Here is a 17,289-nt window from a genome sequence, read left to right as displayed (position 1 = left end):
AGGTTGTTGACGAGGGACGGATCGCCGGTCGGCGGCTCCGGAGTGCACTGTGGCGGCCGGGCTTCACGCTGCGGTCCGCCGGAGTTCACGCTTTGATCACGCATTGCCAGCCGGGCCGGATCTGGCGCACAGTCCGCACAGCGCGCACCTGCCGCGACATGGGAAGAGGACGAAGACAGCGATGAGCCCGACGCCCGAAGTGCATGCCTGGATCGCCGACACCGGCGCCTTCCGGCTCGGCCGCGGCCTGCTCGCGGGCCGGCGCGTGCTGCTCAAGTGCGCACGGCAGCTGCCGACCGGCACCGCCGACGGCGCGGCCCTGCGGCGCGAGTGCGAGCTGATGGCCGGCCTGTCCTGCGCCGCGGCGCTGCAGCCGCGCCTGTTCGAGCTGCAGTCGGGGCCGGCGCTGGTCATGGAAGACCCAGGTGGCGAGCCCCTGCCCGCGCTGCTCGCGACCGGCCGCCTGGCGCTGCCGCTGGCCCTCGGCTTCGGCATGCAGCTCGCCACTGCGCTGGCCGAGCTGCACCGGCGCGGCCGGGTCCACCACGGGCTGCGCCCCGAGATCGTGCTGGCCGATGGCGCGTCGGGCCGTGCGTGGCTGCTCGATGTCGCAGAGGCGGGCAGCCAGGCCGGGCAGGGGCCACCGCCGTTCGCCGCTATCGACACCGTGGCCCGGCTGCGCCATGCCTCGCCCGAGCAGACCGGCCGCACCGGCAGCACCCCCGACCACCGCAGCGACCTGTACGCGCTCGGCGTGCTGCTCTACCAGATGCTGACCGGCGAGCCGCCCTTCGCCGCCGACGATGCGCTGGCGCTGATCCACGCGCACATTGCCGGCACGCCGGTCGCGCCCGCTGCGCGCGTGCCGGGGCTGCCGCCGCCGGTGTCGGACATCGTGATGAAGCTGCTGGCCAAGTCGCCCGACGAGCGCTACCAGAGCGCGGCCGGCCTGGCCGAGGACCTGGCCTTCTGCGCGCGCGAATGGGCGGCGCACCGCCGCATCGCCCCCTTCGCGCCGGGCCTGCGCGACTCGGCGCAGGGCCTCGCGATCCGGGCGCACCTGTACGGCCGCGAGGCGGAGCAGGCGCTGCTGCGCGCCGCGTGCGAGCGCGTGCGCGAGCCGCAGGCACGGCCCGCGATGCTGCTGGTGGACGGCTATCCCGGCATCGGCAAGACGGCGCTGGTGCTCGCGCTGTGCCGGCCGCTGGTGCGCGGCCAGGGCGGCTACTTCGTTTCGGGCAAGTTCGACCAGGTGGTGCGGGGCGTGCCCTTCGGCGCCTTGATCCAGGCCTTTCGCGAGCTGGTGCGGCAGATGCTCACCGAGAGCGAGGCGCGTCTGGTGCACTGGCGCGCGGTGCTCGTGCAGGCGCTGGGCGCCAACGGCGGCGTGCTGGCGCAGGTGATCCCCGAGGTCGGCTTCATCCTCGGCGAGCAAGCGACCCCGGTGCCGCTCGCGCCCACCGAGGCACAGAACCGCTTTCAGCGCGTGTTCCGGAACTTCGTCGCCGCGGTGGCGCAGCCGGCGCACCCGCTGGTGGTCTTCCTGGACGACCTGCAGTGGGCCGATGCCGCCACGCTGGGCCTGCTCGAGCCCCTGCTCGACGGCCCGGAGATCCGCGGCCTGCTGCTGATCGGCGCCTGCCGCGACAGCGAGCACGATGCAACGCAACGCCTCGCACCCGTGCTGAGCGCGCTGGAGGCCGCGAGCGTGGCGGTGCAGCATGTCGCGCTCGGGCCGCTGCGCCTGGACGACCTGGCGGCCCTGGTACGCGATACGCTGCACGGCGAGCTCGACGAGGCCCTGCCACTGGCACGGCTGGTTCTGGAGAAGACCGGCGGCAACCCCTTCTTCGTGCATCAGTTCCTCCGCAGCCTGGAGCGCGACGGCCATTTCCGCTTCGACGCGGCGGCGCAGCGCTGGCGCTACCGGATCGAGGCCATCGCGCAGGCGCCGCTGGCCGAAGACGTGGTCGAGCTGATGACGCGCAACATCCAGCGCCTGTCCACCCGCTCGCAGTACGCGCTGACGCTGGCGGCCTGCATCGGCAACCGCTTCGATGCGCACACGCTGGCGCTGATCTGCGAGCAGCCGCAGGAGACCGTGGCGGACGACCTGGCCCATGCCATGGCGTCGGGGCTGATCGTGCCCGTCCCGCCCCAGGCCCAGGCCGCCTCGGCGCGCGAGGACGCGCCGGCCTACGACTTCCTGCACGACCGCGTGCAGCAGGCCGCCTATGCGCTGATCCCGCAGGCGCGCAAGCCCATGCTGCACCTGCGCATCGGCCGGCTCTTGCACGCGCGCGCGGGCGAAGCGCCGGCGCAGCAGACGCTGTTCGACATCGCGCACCATCTCAACCGCGGGCGCGGCCTGATCGAGGACCCCGAAGAGCGGCACGAAGTCGCCCGGCTGGATCTGCGCGCCGGGCGCGAGGCCAAGTCCTCGACCGCGCACGAGGCCGCGCTGGAGTTCTTCCGCGCCGGCCTCGACCTGCTGGACGAGGCGCAATGGGCGAGCGACCACGACCTGTGCTTCGCGCTGCAGCTCGAGGCCGTGGAGAGCGAGTACCTGTGCGGGCGCTTCGAGGCCGCGCAGCCGCAGTACCAGCAGCTCCTTCGGCGCGCCGCGACGAACATCGAACGCGCCAGGGTCCACCGGCTGCAGAGCGTGCAGCACGAGCACATGGCGCGCTATGCCGAGGCGCTGGCGAACACGCGCGCCGGGCTGGCGCCGTTCGGCCTGCAGTTGCCCGAGACCCCCGCCGACACCGAGCGCGCGCTGGCCGTCGAGATGGAGCGCATCTCCGCGCTGCTGGGCACCCGGCCCATCGCGGCGCTGGCCGAGCTGCCCGCAATGGACCATCCGGAAACCCTGATCGTGATGAGCATGCTGACGGACATCTGGGCCTCGGCCTTCATCCTCGGCAATCCGACGCTCGCGCGGCTGATCTCGGCGATCCTGGTGCGGCTGTCGCTCACGCATGGCAATGCCGAGGAGTCGGCCTACGGCTACGTCACGCACGCGATCACGGTCGGCCCGGTGCAGGGGGACTTTCGCAGCGCCTACGAGTTCGGCACCCTGGCGCTGGCGGTCAACCACCGCTTCGGCGACACGCGGCGGCGCGCCAAGATCTACCAGCAGTTCCATGCGCACGTGAACTTCTGGCGGCGGCCGCTGGCGAGCTGCATTCCCTATGCGCGCGAAGCCTGCCGCAGCGGGCTGGAGAGCGGAGACTTCCTCTACGCGGCCTACGGTGCCGGCACGGAACTCTGGTCGTCCTTCCTCGTTTGCGAGAGCCTCGCGCAGTTCGTGGAGACGCATGCGCCCAACGTGGCGCTGATCCGCAAGCTCAAGAACCAGGGCTTTGCCGATGCGACGCAGCTGATGCTGCAATGGGCGCTCGCGCTGCAGGGCCGCACGCGCGGGCCGCTGTCGCTGTCGGACGAGGGCTTCGAGGAGCAGGCCTACCGCCGGCGCTACCGCGACAACCCCTTCTTCGCCAGCTTCCACGCGGTGGCCCGGCAGCATCTCAGCAGCCTGCTGGGCACGCCGGCCGAGGCGCTGGCGGCGGCGCACGTGGCCGCCGCCACGGTGCACCACGTGGCCGGCACCGTCTGGCCCGTGACCCATGCCTTCTGGCACGCGATCGCGCTGGCGGCCTCGCATGACGAGGCCGCGCCGGATGAACAGGAGGCCGTGCGCGCGCAGATCGGCCAGGCCCGCGCGTACTTCGCGCTGCTGGCCGGAAACTGCCCCGAGAACTTCCGCTGCCAGGCCTTGCTGCTCGCCGCGGAGGGGGCGCGCATCGATGGCGAAGAGGGCATCGCGATCAAGTTCCACGAGCAGGCGATCGAGTTCGCGGCGCTGCATCCCGCGCTGCTGCAGCTGCTCGCGCTGGCCAACGAGCTGCATGCGCGGCTGCGGCTTGGGCGCGGAGAGGCCGCGCTCGGCGCGCTCTTCATGGCCGAGGCGCGCGCCTGCTATGCGCGCTGGGGGGCGAGGGCGAAGGTGGCGCAGCTGGAGGCCCGGCATGCCTGGCTGCGTCCGGCACCGGCCGCATCGGACGCGGACTCGGCGGCCGTGCCGCCCGCCACGGCTGCGCTTGCGGCAGGCGGGCACGGCGATGGCCTCGACTTCGACAGCGTGATGAAGGCCGCGCAGGCCGTGGCCGCCGAAGTCGAGCTCGACCGGCTGCTGGCCCGGCTGATGCGCATCGCGATCGAGAACGCCGGCGCCGAGCGCGGCTGCCTGGTGCTGGAAGGCGAGGGCGGATCGATGGTGCATGCGGCCGACACCGTGGAGGCGCCGCAGGCCGCGGTCTCGCACGGCACGCCGCTGGCGCAATCGCGCAGCCTGCCCCTGGGCATCGTGCACTACGTGCGCCGCACCGGCGAGAGCGTGGTGCTGGCCGATGCGGCGGGCGACGACCGCTTCGGCAACGACCCCTACATCCAGCAGCACCGGCCGCGCTCGGCGATGTGCGTGGCGGTGCAGAAGCAGGGGCGCCTCGTGGGGGTGCTCTACCTCGAGAACCGCCAGCTGTACAGCGCCTTCACCGCGCAGCGCATCCTGGTGGTGCGCATGCTGGCCACCGAGGCCGCCATCGCGCTGGAGAACGCGCGCCTGTTCGAGGGCCTGCGGCGCGAGATCGGCGAGCACCAGGCGGCGCGGGCGCAGCTGGCCGAGGCCCTGGCACAGGTGCAGCGCCTCAAGGACGACCTGGAGGCCGAGAACGTCTACCTGCGCAGCGAGCTGATCGCCAACGTCTCGCACGACCTGCGCACGCCGCTGGCGGCGCTGCGCGGCTACCTGGAGATGCTGGCGCTGAAGGGCAGCGAACTGCCGGCGCCCACGCAGCGCAGCTATGTCGAGATCGCGCTGCGCCAGAGCGAGTACCTGGCGACGCTGGTCGACGAGCTGTTCGAGCTCGCCAAGCTGGACTTCAAGGGCGTGCGGCTGGCGCGCGAGGCCTTCCAGCTGGCCGAGCTGGCGGCGGATGTGCTGCAGAAGTTCCAGCTCACCGCCGACCGGCAGCAGGTCGCATTGCGCTTCGAGGGCGGACAGGGCGTGCCGCCGGTCGATGCCGACCTCGGGCTGGTGGAGCGCGTGCTCGACAACCTGATCGGCAACGCGCTGCGCCACACGCCGGCCGGCGGGGCGGTGAGCGTGTCGCTGCGCGCCGAGGCGGGGCGGGTGGCGGCCTGCGTGGGCGACACGGGCGGCGGCATCGCCGAGGCGGCGCTGCCCTTCATCTTCGATCGCTTCTACCGCGGGGACCGGGAGCGCGAGCGTGCCGGCGCCGGCCTGGGCCTGGCGATCGCGAAGCGCATCGTGGAGCTGCACGGCGGCGAGCTGCGGGTGCAGAGCGTCGCCGGCCAGGGCTGCCGCTTCAGCTTCGACCTGCCCGAGGCGCCGCCGGCCGGTGCTCAGGAAGCGACGGCGCCGGAAGCTTCCACGCGCAGCCGCGCCAGCGCCTGAATGCGCTCCAGCTCGGCCGCCGCGCGGGCGAGGAAGATGCGGTAGACCGCGTCGACCAGCACCTCGTCGCCCAGCGGCGCACGATGACGGAAGGCCAGGTGGCCCAGCATGCGGCCATCGCTGGCGACGATCGGCAGGCCCAGGTAGGACTCCCAGCCGGCCTCGCGCGGGAACATCTGCGCCAGGCCGCAGCGGTGCAGCGCGGCTTGCTCGGTGTGCACCACGGCTTCGCAGGGGGTGCCGGCCAGCGCGAACTCGATGTTGTCCTTGAGCGTGCCGTCGGACCAGTAGGCCAGCGTGCGCACCCGCGTCGGCGGCTGGTCGGCGCATTCGGCGACGAAGGCGCAGTCCAGGCCGAGCGCTTGCGCGAAGTGCCGCACCATGGCCGGGAAGAAGGCCTCGCCCACGGCGCCGGCCGTGCCGTCGGCCACCGCCTGCAGCACGTGCGAGACGCGGCGCAGTTGCGTCACGTCGGTGTCCTGCCCGATCACGCGGTAGGCGGCGCCGCTGGCGCGCCGGAGCGCGACTCCGCGCGACAGCACCCAGCGCACGCTGCCGTCCTTGTGCACGAGGCGCAGCTCATGCTCGAAGCGCGCGTCGGCCGGGGCGGAGCCGCTCGCCAGCGGGCGTGCCAGGGCTTCGTCGAGTGCGGCGCGGTCCTCGGGATGCACGCGCGAGCCCCAGCCCTGCAGGTCGTCGGCGAGCTCGTGCGCCTCGAAGCCCAGCATGCTCTTCCAGCGCGGCGAGAGCTGCACGCGGCCCGAGGCCAGGTCCCAGTCCCACATGCCGTCCTGGCTGCCGCGCAGGGCGGCGGCATAGCGCTCCTCGCTCGCGCGCAGCTCGGCCTCGGCGACGGCGCGCGAGGCCTCGGCGCGTTCGAACGCGCCGTGCTGCTCGGCCACCTGCTGTTCCAGCTGCGCCAGCCTGGCGTTCCACGCGTCGCGGCGGCGTGCGGCGCGGCGCGCGGCCGAGACGGCCAGCCAGGCGAGCAGGGCGAGGGCGAGCAGCGCTGCAGTGGCGATGGATGAGCTCATGCGTCGACTCCCTCCGTGATGCGCTGCGCGGAAGCCGCCGCGGCCGGCGCGAGCGGCAGGTCGAAGCTCAGGCAGGCGCCTTCGCCTTCGACGCTGGTGGCCGCCAGCTCGCCGCCGTGCAGCCGCACGATGCGCCGTGCGATCGCCAGGCCGAGGCCGCCGCGGCCGCCGGGCAGCGCGCGGTCGGCGTGGTCATAGCGCTCGAAGATACCGGGCAGCTGATCGGCCGCGATGCCGCAGCCGGTGTCGCGCACGGCCACGCGCGCGCGCTGCGCATCGCGGCCGCACGCGATGCTCACCGTGCCGCCGGGCGGCGTGTGGCGCAGGGCGTTGTCCAGCAGGTTCTCGAGCACGCGCTCGACCATGCCGATGTCGGCCAGCGCGCGCACGCCGACGGCTTGGGCTTCGCCGGCCTCGGCGCGCAGCGCGATCCCGCGCCGCTGCGCATCGAGCGCGAACTTCTGCGCCACGTCCTGCGTCAGCTCGGCCAGCGCGAAGGCCTCGGGCTGCGGCCGCACCTCGTCGCCTTCCAGCTGGCTCAGCGCGAACAGGTCGTCGACCAGCCGCCCCAGGCGTTCGCTGTGGCGCACCGCGGTCTCCAGGTAGTTGCGCTCCTCTTCGGGCGGCAGGCTGCCGTGGCGCAGCAGCAGCAGCTCCAGGTAGCCGCGCATCGAGGCCAGCGGCGTGCGCAGGTCGTGCGACACGTTTGCCAGCAGCTCGCGGCGCCGGCTGGCGCTGCGCTCCAGCTCCGTCACCTGCTCGCCGATGCGCCCCGACATGCGCTCCACATGCGCCGACAGGCGCTGGATCTCGTCGCCGTGCGCGTCGGCGCCCGGCACCCGGAGCGGCTGCCGGCAGCCAAGCTGCGCGCCGGCCTCGACCGCATCGGTCAGGCGCCTGAGGCGGCGCGAGAAGCGCCAGTAGATGGCCAGTGCCGCCAGCGCTGCCGGGGCGGCGCCGACGATCAGCATGTAGAGGCTGTCCACGGGTGTAGGGCTCGTTTCAGCTGCGGGGATCGGCGAACTTGTAGCCGACGCCCCACACGGTCTGGATGTAGTCGGGGTTGCCCGGGTCGCGCTCGATCTTGTTGCGCAGGCGGTTGATGTGGGAGTTGACCGTGTGCTCGTAGCCGCTGTGGCTGTAGCCCCAGACCTGGTCGAGCAGCTGCGCGCGCGTGTGCACGCGGCCCGGCCTGCGCGCGAAGTAGGCGAGCAGCTCGAACTCCTTGGCCGTGAGGTCCAGCAGGCGGCCGTCGAGCAGGGCCTCGTGGCGTTGCAGATCGATGCGCAGGGCACCGGCTTCGATCGGCTGCTCGGCCTGCTGCACGCGCTCGGCCGCGGCCTGCTGGTGGTCGGCGCGGCGGAACACCGCCTTCACGCGCGCCGCCAGCTCGAGCATGCTGAAGGGCTTGGTCAGGTAGTCGTCGGCGCCCAGTTCCAGGCCCAGCACGCGGTCGAGCTCCGAGGACTTGGCAGTCAGCATCAGGATCGGCGTGTAGCGCGGCAGGGCGCGCAGGCGGCGGCAGATCTCAAGGCCGTCCATGCGCGGCAGCATGAGGTCGAGGATGACCAGGTCGTAGTTCCCGGCCTCGCCTTCGGCCAGCGCGCCGAGGCCATCGGCGATCAGGCGGCATTCGCAGTCGAGCTCGGCCAGCTGCAGCGTGACCAGGCGGCCGATGTCCGGGTCGTCCTCGACCACGAGCACGCGGCGGGTCATTGCTGCAGCTCCGTGAAGAGACCGAGCGTCAGGTGGCGGGCCAGCGCGGACGGCAGATCGAAGGCCGGATCGAGGTCGAAGGCGCAGGCGCTGGCCTGGCCCAGCCCGGCACCATCGGCCAGGGCGCGGAGCCAGCGATCCTCGGTGGCATCGAGCGGCACGAAGACGATCTCCAGCGCCTGCTGCAGCACCAGCAGCCGCACGCCGCCCTCGTCCAGCGAGACCGTATCCGCCTCGTCGGCGCCGGCCTGGTTGGCCTGCCAGATGCGCAGGACCGGGTAGGGCGAGGACACGAATCGCGCCGACGGCTGCAGCAGCAGGCGCAGCCCGGCCTGCGCGTGCGGCGGCACCTCGGCGAGCCGCGCGAGCGCGAGGGGCGGCAGCGCCGCCTCGTGGTAGGCGCGGTGCATCGCCCATTCGAGCGCCGCGATGTCCGGCAGATAAGGCAGCGCGGCCGCCGGTGACCAGGCGCGCAGGAAGGCAGGGAAGTCGACGCCGAAGTCGTGCAGATCGCCGGAGCGCGAGGGATGGATGCCGATGCAGGCCTTGGCCGCCTGGCGGAAGAAGACGCTGCCCACCAGCCGATCGGTCACGGGGTAGACGGCGGCGAGGGCCGCCACCAGGCTCTGCACCATGTTGTTGCGGTAGATCGCCAGCCTTCGCGCGGCGGGGAGGCTGCCGGGGCGGACCAGCGCCGCCGCCGCGGCCGGATCGCCGCGCCGCAGCAGCGCGTTCATCACGCGGACCTGGGTGTCAGGCAGGGCAAGCATGGCGTGCCTCCATCATCGCGCGGGCCTTGGCTGCCTCGGCCAACAGCGCCGGCAGCGGAGGCAGGTCGGCGTCCCATTCGACCAGCGTGGGCACCGGGCCGAAGCGCTCGAGCGCCGCCGCATAGAGCGCCCACACGGCATCGGCGACCGGGGCGCTGTGCGTGTCGATCAGGATCTCGGCGCCGTCGTCGAGCCTGTTGCGCGTGAAGCCTGCCAGGTGCATTTCCTGCACGGCATCGGGCGGAATGGCCTCGATGTAGTCGAGCGCATCGAAGCCCAGGTTGTGCGCGCTGACGTGGATGTTGTTGATGTCCAGCAGCAGGCCGCAGCCGCTGCGCGCCGCCACCTCGGCCAGGAACTCCCATTCGGGCACGGTCGATTGGGCGTAGTCGAGGTAGGCCGAGAGGTTCTCCAGCAGGATCGGCCGCGCGAGGTGGTCCTGCACGCGCTGCACGCGCGCCACCACGTGCGCGAGCGCCTCCTCGGTGTAGGGAAGGGGCAGCAGATCGTTGGCGTGGATGCCGCCCACCGAGGTCCAGCACAGATGGTCGGAGACCAGCGCGGGCTCGAGCATGCGCACCAGTTCGGCGAGGCGCGCGAGGTGCGTCTCGCACAGCGGGTCGATGGAGCCGATGGACAGGCCCACGCCGTGCAGGCTGAGTTCATGGCTCTGGCGCGCGAGCTGCAGGAAGTGCAGCGGCTTGCCGCCGCGGCCGAAGTAGTTCTCGCTGTGCGCCTCGACGAAGCCCACGGATGGCCGCGTCTGCGCGAAGGCGCGCCAGTGCTCGGGCCGAAGGCCGATGCCGGTGCGCCCGGCCAATGGGGAATGCGGATCTCGCATGCTGCCCTCCTGGTGCTGGAAATTCTAGGCAGGTGCTGCGGGGTGGCGGCGCCCGTGACCGAATTGTGAAGATCGCGCCCCGCGCATCAGGGCCTCCCCCGCCGCGCCAGCAACAGGGCCGCGCCGATGGTGAGGCACATCAGCAGGAAGGCGGCCCAGGCATAGGGCCACAGCAGAGGCATGCCCACCAGGATCAGCCCGTCGTTGCCGCCCGGGATCAGCAGGCTGCCCCAGCCCATCAGCAGGCCGCCGGCCAGGCAGCGCAGGCACTGCGCCGCGCTGATGCGCCCGCTGCGCCAGCGCCCCGCGGTCCAGCCGCCCCAGACGGCGCCCAGCAGCAGGGCCGCGAACAATGCAGTGCGCGCCGCGAGGCTCGCGGCCATGCCGCGCGCCAGCTCGGCCAGCACGTCGGTGTAGGCCCAGGCGCCCGCCACCAGCAGCATCAGCACGAAGCTGATGCCGATGACGGTGGTGGCCGCATGCGGCGACCAGATGCGCTCGGCCAGGGCGCGGCGCGCACCGGGCATCCGCAGCGGCAGCAGCACACGCCAGGCAGCGAACGCGAGGAAGAGCAAGGCCACCCAGACCGGCGCCTGCAGCACCGGCGAGCCTTGCGGCAGCGGCTGCTGCAGCCCCGCGCCGAACAGCGGCCCCACGCTCAGGCAGCCCAGGTAGAAGCCCAGCGGCGTCAGCGCATAGCTCCATTCGCCCGAACCCAGGCGCGCGATGGCACCGAACACACAGGCGCGGTTGACCCAGGCACCGAAGCCCAGCAGCGCGCCCCCCGCGATCGTCCAGCCGCTGAGCGCATAGCCCGCCGGCATCGCCGGCAGCATGTGCAGCGCCTGCGCCAGCAGCAGCCCGCCGGCCACCCATAGCGAGGCCTCGCCGAGCGCCAGTAGCCGGCGCGCGCTGTGCTTGTGGACGATCTCCTCGACGGCCGCCACGGTGCAGGTGCCGCCGCGCTGGATCGCGAAGCCCATGACGCCCGCGCACAGCGCAGCGAGCGCGAAGCCCAGGCCCGCGAGCATCAGGCTCACGTCAGCGCTCCGGCACCGTGATGCTCGATCACGCCCTCGATGGGATCGGCGTGCGCCTGGTGCCAGGGCGCGCGCTGGATCATGCGCAGCGTGTCGGCATGGCCGGCCTGCCGGCGCGTGCGGATGCCGGCGGGCGTGAAGTCGATGTCCTTCGTGTGGTCCTCGCCCTCGACGCGCGGCGCCAGCATGTGGGCCACGTGGATGGTGGTCCCGCAACCCCAGGCCGCCAGCGACGCCACCTTCGGGTCGGCGCGCCGCGAGGCGGGAACCTGCTTGTGCAGCTCGCGGATCACGTGGCGCAGCCGGTGGATCTGCTTCTGGCGCGCGATGTGGCTGTCGGCGCGGCTGGCGTACTGGATGTCTTTCTGACGCGCCATCACCTGCCAGATCGACTCGGGCTCGGGGGCCGTCTGGTGCCAGACGTTGACCGCGAAGATCAGCGAGTCGCGGCGCGGCTTGTCGTCGAGCACGGCCTCGATGGGCGTGTTGGAGTAGATGCCGCCGTCCCAGTAGGGCTGGCCGTCGATGCGCACCGCCGGAAAGGCCGGCGGCAGCGCGCCGGAGGCCATGACGTGGTCGACGCCCAGGCGCTCCCTGCGGGTGTCGAAGTAGCGCATCTCGCCGCTGCAGGCGTTGACTGCGCCCACCGTCATGCGCGTGTGGCACTCGCACAGGTACTCGAAGTCCACCAGCGACTCCAGCGTGCCGCGCAGCGGCGCCGTGCTGTAGTACGAGGCCGCTTCCACCCCCAGCGGCGCCGCCGAGCCGCGCAGCGCATGCAGGTTGGGGGTGAAGAAGTCCGGAATGCCGCGCATCACCGTCGCCATGTTCGACACCAGGTTGCCGAGGCCCATCCAGTCCGGGAAGCGTGTGCCGGGCGCGGACGCCTGCATCATGTTCCAGAAGCTGTCGAGCCGCTCCATGCGGTGCCGCGGCGCATTGCCGGCGATCAGCGAGGCGTTGATGGCGCCGATCGAGGTGCCGATCACCCAGTCCGGCTCGATGCCCGACTCGTGCAATGCCTGGTACACCCCGGCCTGGTAGGCGCCGAGCGCGCCGCCGCCCTGCAGCACCAGCACCACCTGGCCGGGCAGCGCGGCCTTGGGATCGCCGCGGGCGCCGGCGGCGCGCTGCTTCGTTGCGTTGGCCATCATGATGCGCTCCGGCCTTCAGTGCAGCGTCCAGCCGCCGTCCATGGCCAGCGCGGAGCCGGTCATCGAGGCCGCCGCGTCGGAGGCCAGGAACACGGCCAGCGCCGCGAGCTCCTCCACCTCAATGAAGGACTTGCGCGCCTGGTGCGAGAGCATCACGTTGCGTACCACCTGCTCGGGCGAGATGCCGTGCGCCTTGGCCTGGTCGGCGATCTGCTTTTCCACCAGCGGCGTCTTCACGTAGCCGGGGCAGATGGTGTTGGAGGTGATGCCGAACTCGGCCAGTTCCACCGCCACCGTCTTCGACAGCCCGATCAGCCCGTGCTTGGCCGCCACGTAGGCCGACTTGAAGGGCGAGGCGGTGAGCCCGTGCGCCGAGGCGACGTTGATGATGCGGCCGAAGCGGCGCGCCTTCATGCCCGGCGTGACGGCCTTGATCACGTGGAAGGCCGAGGACAGGTTGATGGCCACCACCGCATCCCACTTGTCGTCGGCGAAATCCTCGATGGGCGCCACGTGCTGGATGCCGGCGTTGTTGACCACGATGTCGACCTTGCCGAACTCGCGCTCGGCTGCCGCGATCATGTCGCGCACCTGCTCGGGCCGGCTCATGTCGGCGCTGCTGTAGCGCACCTTGACGCCGAACTGGCGCTGCATCTCGCCGCGCGTGAACTCGACCTCCACCGGGTTGCCGAAGCCGTTGAGCATGATGTCGGCGCCGCGGCCGGCGAGGCCGCGGGCGATGCCCAGGCCGATGCCGCTGGTGGAGCCGGTGACGACGGCGGATTTCTGCTTGAGCATGGTGCTCTCCTCAGGGTTGGGGTTGGATGCGGGAAAGCGCTTCGGCGGCGGCCGCGGAGTGCTCTGCCTCGGCCTCGCCGGTGCGCGTGAAGCGCAGGTGAGTGATGTCGGCCGCGAACAGCATGCTCCACGTCCACTCGATCCAGATGCGCAGCTTGCGGCCGGCCGTGGGCATGCGCGACAGGTAGTAGGCGCGCCACAGCAACCAGGCCGGGAGCCCTTGCAGGCGCAGGCCGAAGACGCTCGCCACACCCTTGAGATGGCCGGTGGTGGCCATCATGCCCCTGGACACATGGCCGAAGGCCTGCGTCGGCCGGCCTTCGATGCGCGCCAACAGATTGCGCGCCAGCGCGCGTGCCTGCGCCACCGCGAACTGCGCGGTCGGTGGCGCGAACTGCCGCGTTGCCTGGTTGTGGACCAGCGCGCAATCGCCCAGGGCCCAGAGTTGCGGCGAGCCGCAGACCGACATGTCGGGCTCGGTCTGGATGCGTCCGCGCAGGCGGGGCAGGGGCAGGGCATCGAGCAGCGGGTTGGGCCGGGTGCCGATGGTGCAGATCACGGTGGCGGCGCCGAGCCGCTCGCCGCTGGTGAGGCGAACGCCGTCGGCATCGACCTCGGCGGCCAGCGCGTTGAGCCGCACCGCGATGCCGCGCCCGCGCATCGAGCGCGCGGCGGCATGGTCCAGCGAGTCCGGCAGCTCGGCCAGCAGCCGCTCGCCGCCCTCGATCACGCTGACCTGCAGTTCCTCGGGCCGCACCTGCGGGTAGTAGCGCGCGGCGCTGCGCAGGAAGTCGGCCAGCGCGCCCGCCACCTCGACGCCGGAGAAGCCGCCGCCGATCACCACGAAATGGCCGAGCCGCCGGCGCTCGGCCGGGTCGTGCTCGAGCTCGATGCGCGTGATGCGCTGCAGCACCCGGTTGCGGATGAACAGCGCGTCGCCGATCAGCTTGAGCGGCAGCGCATGCTGCTCCAGCCCGGGCACCAGGTCCAGGTGGGCGCGCGTGCCGAAGGCCAACACCAAGTGCTCGTAGGCGATCTCCTTCGGCCCGGCCAGCGTCTGCGCCTGCACGCGCTGGCGTTCTGCGTCGACGCCGGTCACGCGGCCCATGACGAAGCGGCTGGTCTCGCCCGGCCGCAGCATCTGGCGAATCGGCGCCACCACGTGCTCGGGGAACACCGAGGCGCCCACCACCTCCGCCAGCATCGGGTTGAAGGTGGTGTAGCTCTCCTCGCTGACCAGCACCACGCGCCAGCCCTTCGGCAGGCGCGGTGCCAGCGTGCGCGCCAGAGTCGTGCCGGCGAAGCCGCCGCCGACGATCACGATGTTCCTGTCTTCGGACATGGTGCGCTCCGGGTTCAGCGGTGGCCGACGTTGCGGCCGATCAGATGGTCGAACGAGATGCGCCCCGGCCCGTGCAGCAGGCTCACCAGCAGCAGCAGGCCCCAGGTCTGGTGATCGCGCAGCCCCACCGCGCCGAGGTCCGGGTAGGAGATCACGGCGACGATGTTGAAGACGAACAGCACCGCGGCCGAGAAGCGCGCCCCCAGCCCGATCGCGAGCAGCACCGGGAACACCAGCTCGACGCCGGTGCCCAGCCAGGCCGCGAGCTCGGGCGGCAGCAGCGGCACCGCGTACTCGTTCTCGAACAGCGCGAGCGTCGAGCTCCAGGTCGCGATCTTGGTCAGTCCCGACTTGAAGAAGACGGCAGCGACGAAGAGCCGCACCGCGAGGTCGGCCAGCGGCGCGAGCGCCTGCAGGCCGCGGTGTGCGCTGCCCATCCGGCCCGCCAGGCGACGTGCCAGGCCGGCATGGGGCGCATGGGCGGCGGGCATGGAAGCCGTGCCTTGCACGATCTTCTCCTCAGCCCTTCTTGGCCGAAGCCGCGGCGGCGGCGCCGCCGTGCACGTTCTCGGGCTTGTCGGTCACCATGCCGCCGACGATGCGCGCGCAGCTGCCCTTGGCGACGTAGATCCAGGCCTCCGCATCGCGGTCCATCGTGGAGGTGCCCGCACAGGCGCTCTTGCTGGTGCCGCAATCGTTCTGGCCGGCCTTGACGATGCCGGCGCATTTCTCGGTCTGTGCTTTCTGCGCCATGGCGCCGGTGCTGGCAGCGGCCAGGCCCAGGGCGAGCAGGCCGGCGATGGCGCCGTGGATGCGTTGCTGGTTTGCGTTCATGTGAATCTCCTGTCGATGGTTGGGTGAAGCGAGGTGGGATCGGTCTCGATGCGACTGCCGCATCGCTGTTCCGTCCTGGAAGCCAGTCTGGCTTCCTCGGTTCACGCGTCCATCAAGGAAGATTCACGAATCGGTCACGGCCGGCAGGCTTTCACCCAGCCTGCCGCGGGAAGTCGACACCCGGCTGGCCTGCGCGCCAGGGCGGGTACTTGTCCATCGCTCGCGCAAAGACCGGCGCATCGAGCCGCGCGGCGAGCCAGGCTCGAAGCCGCGGCCAAGGCTGCACCTCGAACCAGGCTGCATCGACCTGCGCGAACTGCCGCACGAAGGGGGCGATCGCGATGTCGGCGAGCGCTGCCTGCTCGCCGTACAGGCAGCGCCCGGCCTGCAGCCGCGTCTCGAGCCGCTCCAGGAAAAGGGAGCCTTGCGCCCGATGCGTGCTCGCGTCGGGCTGCGGATGGCGCTCGGGGTACTTGTAGCCGTCGAGATGCTTCTTGAACTCGCCGTCGCATTCGGCGACCAGCGCGAGCATCTCGTCCAGCGTCGCGTGGGCGGGCTGCAGCCAGCGCTCGGGATCGTTGCGGCGCAAGGCCCACAGCATGATGTCCAGGCTTTGGTCGATCACCGTGCCGTCGGCCTCGACCAGCACCGGCACCGTGCCCTTGGGCGATGCGGCCAGCAGCTCGGCCGGCTTGTCGCGCAGCACCACCTCGCGCAGTTCGCAGCGCTGGCCGCTGACCGCGATCGCCATGCGTGCGCGCATCGCGTAGGGACAGCGGCGGAAGGAATAGAGCACCGGGCGCGCGCCGCCGGTACTCTTCAGATCAGCCTGCGGATCGCCTTCTTGCGCCATACGAAGCGGTAGTAGCTGGCCTGCAGCGTCAGCATCGCCGCAAACGCCACCGGGTACGACACCCAGATCCCGTTGAGTCCCATGCGATGGCTCAGCCACCACGCCACCGGCACCTCGATCAGCGCGATGCAGAAGATCGAGATCGAGGTCGGCACCAGCACCGAGCCGCTGGCGCGCATGATGCCCGACAGTGCCGCGCCCATGCCGAAGATCACCGTGCTCCACAGCATGATGTGCAAGAGCGTCTGCGCCACCTCGATCACCGGCTCGCTGGTGATGAAGAAGCCCATCAGCGGCCGCGAGAACAGGTAGCCCAGCAGCACCAGGCCGCCGGTGAGCACCAGGTTCATCATCAGCGCGGTGCGGGCGATGGCGCCCAGGCGCTTCACCTGGCCGGCGCCGATGGCCTGCGCCCCCAGCACCGAGGCGGCGATGGCGATCGAGATGGCCGGGAACTGCACGTAGGCCACCACCTGGTTCACCGCGCCGTAGGCCGCTGTGGCCTCCGAGCCGTAGGCGTTGACGAAGGAGAGCAGGGCGAGCTCGGCGAGCGAGACCACGATCATCTGCACGCCGGTGGGCACGCCGACCTTCAGCACCGCCTTCAGGATCGCCGGCCGCACGCGCAGGTGCCGCACGAAGCCCGCATCGGGCGCCAGCGGACTCTTCTTGCGCCGCAAGTGGAAGCCCAGCCACGTGGTCGCGACCACGAAGGAGATCACCGTGGCCCAGGCGCCGCTGGTCACGCCCATCTGCGGCAGGCCGAACCAGCCGCGGATCAGTGCGGGCGTGATCACCAGGCCCAGCAGGGTCGAGATGATCAAGGTGTAGAGCGGCGCCACCGTGTCGCCCACGCCGCGCAGCATCGCCGTGGAGAGCAGGAACACGAACAGGCCCGGCATCGCGATCAGGATGATGCGGGCGTAGGCCACGGCGTCCGCCAGGATGTCCGGCGGCGTGCCCAGCGCGGCCAGCATCGGCTGCGTGAAGGCGCCACCGAAGACCGCGACGCACAGCGCGAAGAGCACGCCCACCGTCAGCGTGGTGCCGGCCACGGCGCGCGCCTTCTCGGGCTCGCGCGCGCCCCAGGCCTGGCCGATCAGCACCGAGGCACCCGCGCCCAGGCCGATGGTGAAGGCGATGAAGAAGAACATCACCGGGAAGAAGCTGGACACTGCCGCCAGCGCGCCCACGCCGATCATCTGGCCCAGGTAGACGTTGTTGAGCGTGCCCGAGAGCGACTGCAGGATGTTGCTCAATAGCATGGGCGCGAGGAAGAGCAGGAAGGTCTTCCATAGCGGGCGCGAGGCCATGGCCGCGGTGCGCGGATCGGACCTGGAGGCGATCTGCGGCGGCACCGGGTCGGCCGCGGTCGCCGGCGGCACGACGATCTCGCCGGCGTGCTCCACGTCCTCGGGGTCCATGGGCTGG

General features: G+C 71.9%; 14 protein-coding genes. 1 reads left to right on the top strand and 13 read right to left on the bottom strand.

What is annotated here, in order from left to right:
* Positions 1-181 precede the first annotated feature (181 nt).
* On the top strand, positions 182-5,476 hold the full coding sequence (locus GXN78_RS27760) for an AAA family ATPase (protein ID WP_106554660.1): 5,295 nt from the start codon (positions 182-184) through the stop codon (positions 5,474-5,476).
* On the opposite strand, the gene GXN78_RS27755 is transcribed toward GXN78_RS27760, so the two are convergent.
* From GXN78_RS27755 to GXN78_RS27695, 13 genes are all read right to left on the bottom strand, one after another.
* Complete coding sequence (locus GXN78_RS27755) at positions 5,425-6,510, bottom strand: PAS domain-containing protein (protein WP_106554661.1); 1,086 nt, start codon at positions 6,508-6,510, stop codon at positions 5,425-5,427. The two genes, GXN78_RS27760 and GXN78_RS27755, sit on opposite strands and share 52 nt — an antisense overlap.
* Positions 6,507-7,496, bottom strand: a complete 990-nt coding sequence (locus GXN78_RS27750) for an ATP-binding protein (RefSeq protein WP_106554662.1) — start codon at positions 7,494-7,496, stop codon at positions 6,507-6,509. Before GXN78_RS27750 ends, GXN78_RS27755 begins: the two co-directional genes overlap by 4 nt.
* A 16-nt stretch (positions 7,497-7,512) precedes the next feature.
* Complete coding sequence (locus GXN78_RS27745) at positions 7,513-8,226, bottom strand: response regulator transcription factor (protein WP_106554663.1); 714 nt, start codon at positions 8,224-8,226, stop codon at positions 7,513-7,515.
* Positions 8,223-8,996 carry a DNA-binding domain-containing protein gene (locus GXN78_RS27740; RefSeq protein WP_106554664.1) on the bottom strand — a complete coding sequence of 258 codons (774 nt, stop codon included), beginning with the start codon at positions 8,994-8,996 and terminating at the stop codon, positions 8,223-8,225. Before GXN78_RS27740 ends, GXN78_RS27745 begins: the two co-directional genes overlap by 4 nt.
* The gene (locus GXN78_RS27735) at positions 8,980-9,837 is read right to left on the bottom strand and encodes a DUF692 domain-containing protein (RefSeq protein ID WP_106554665.1); all 858 of its coding nucleotides are present in this window, start codon (positions 9,835-9,837) and stop codon (positions 8,980-8,982) included. Before GXN78_RS27735 ends, GXN78_RS27740 begins: the two co-directional genes overlap by 17 nt.
* A gap of 86 nt (positions 9,838-9,923) precedes the next feature.
* Positions 9,924-10,868: a YeeE/YedE thiosulfate transporter family protein gene (locus tag GXN78_RS27730; RefSeq protein WP_106554770.1), complete on the bottom strand. Its 945-nt coding sequence runs from the start codon at positions 10,866-10,868 to the stop codon at positions 9,924-9,926.
* 5 nt (positions 10,869-10,873) lie between these two features.
* Positions 10,874-12,031: a patatin-like phospholipase family protein gene (locus GXN78_RS27725; protein WP_239142947.1), complete on the bottom strand. Its 1,158-nt coding sequence runs from the start codon at positions 12,029-12,031 to the stop codon at positions 10,874-10,876.
* Positions 12,032-12,046: 15 nt separating this feature from the next.
* Positions 12,047-12,829, bottom strand: coding sequence for a 3-hydroxybutyrate dehydrogenase (locus GXN78_RS27720; RefSeq protein ID WP_106554666.1), 783 nt, complete (start codon positions 12,827-12,829; stop codon positions 12,047-12,049).
* Positions 12,830-12,839: 10 nt separating this feature from the next.
* On the bottom strand, positions 12,840-14,171 hold the full coding sequence (locus GXN78_RS27715; RefSeq protein ID WP_106554667.1) for an NAD(P)/FAD-dependent oxidoreductase: 1,332 nt from the start codon (positions 14,169-14,171) through the stop codon (positions 12,840-12,842).
* Positions 14,172-14,185: 14 nt separating this feature from the next.
* Positions 14,186-14,680: a DoxX family protein gene (locus GXN78_RS27710; RefSeq protein WP_239142946.1), complete on the bottom strand. Its 495-nt coding sequence runs from the start codon at positions 14,678-14,680 to the stop codon at positions 14,186-14,188.
* 10 nt (positions 14,681-14,690) lie between these two features.
* Positions 14,691-15,005 (bottom strand): DUF2282 domain-containing protein, encoded by a 315-nt coding sequence (locus tag GXN78_RS27705; RefSeq protein WP_106554668.1) that lies wholly within the window; start codon positions 15,003-15,005, stop codon positions 14,691-14,693.
* Positions 15,006-15,156: 151 nt separating this feature from the next.
* Positions 15,157-15,858 (bottom strand): glutathione S-transferase, encoded by a 702-nt coding sequence (locus GXN78_RS27700; protein ID WP_106554669.1) that lies wholly within the window; start codon positions 15,856-15,858, stop codon positions 15,157-15,159.
* On the bottom strand, positions 15,825-17,171 hold the full coding sequence (locus GXN78_RS27695) for an MATE family efflux transporter (protein ID WP_106554773.1): 1,347 nt from the start codon (positions 17,169-17,171) through the stop codon (positions 15,825-15,827). Before GXN78_RS27695 ends, GXN78_RS27700 begins: the two co-directional genes overlap by 34 nt.
* Between the last annotated feature and the right edge of the window lie 118 nt (positions 17,172-17,289).

The organism is Variovorax sp. WS11, from assembly GCF_010499245.1.
Classification (GTDB): Bacteria; Pseudomonadota; Gammaproteobacteria; order Burkholderiales; family Burkholderiaceae_C; genus Variovorax.
Note: the sequence above shows the minus strand (reverse complement) of the source record. Positions and strands in the feature narration are given on the sequence as shown.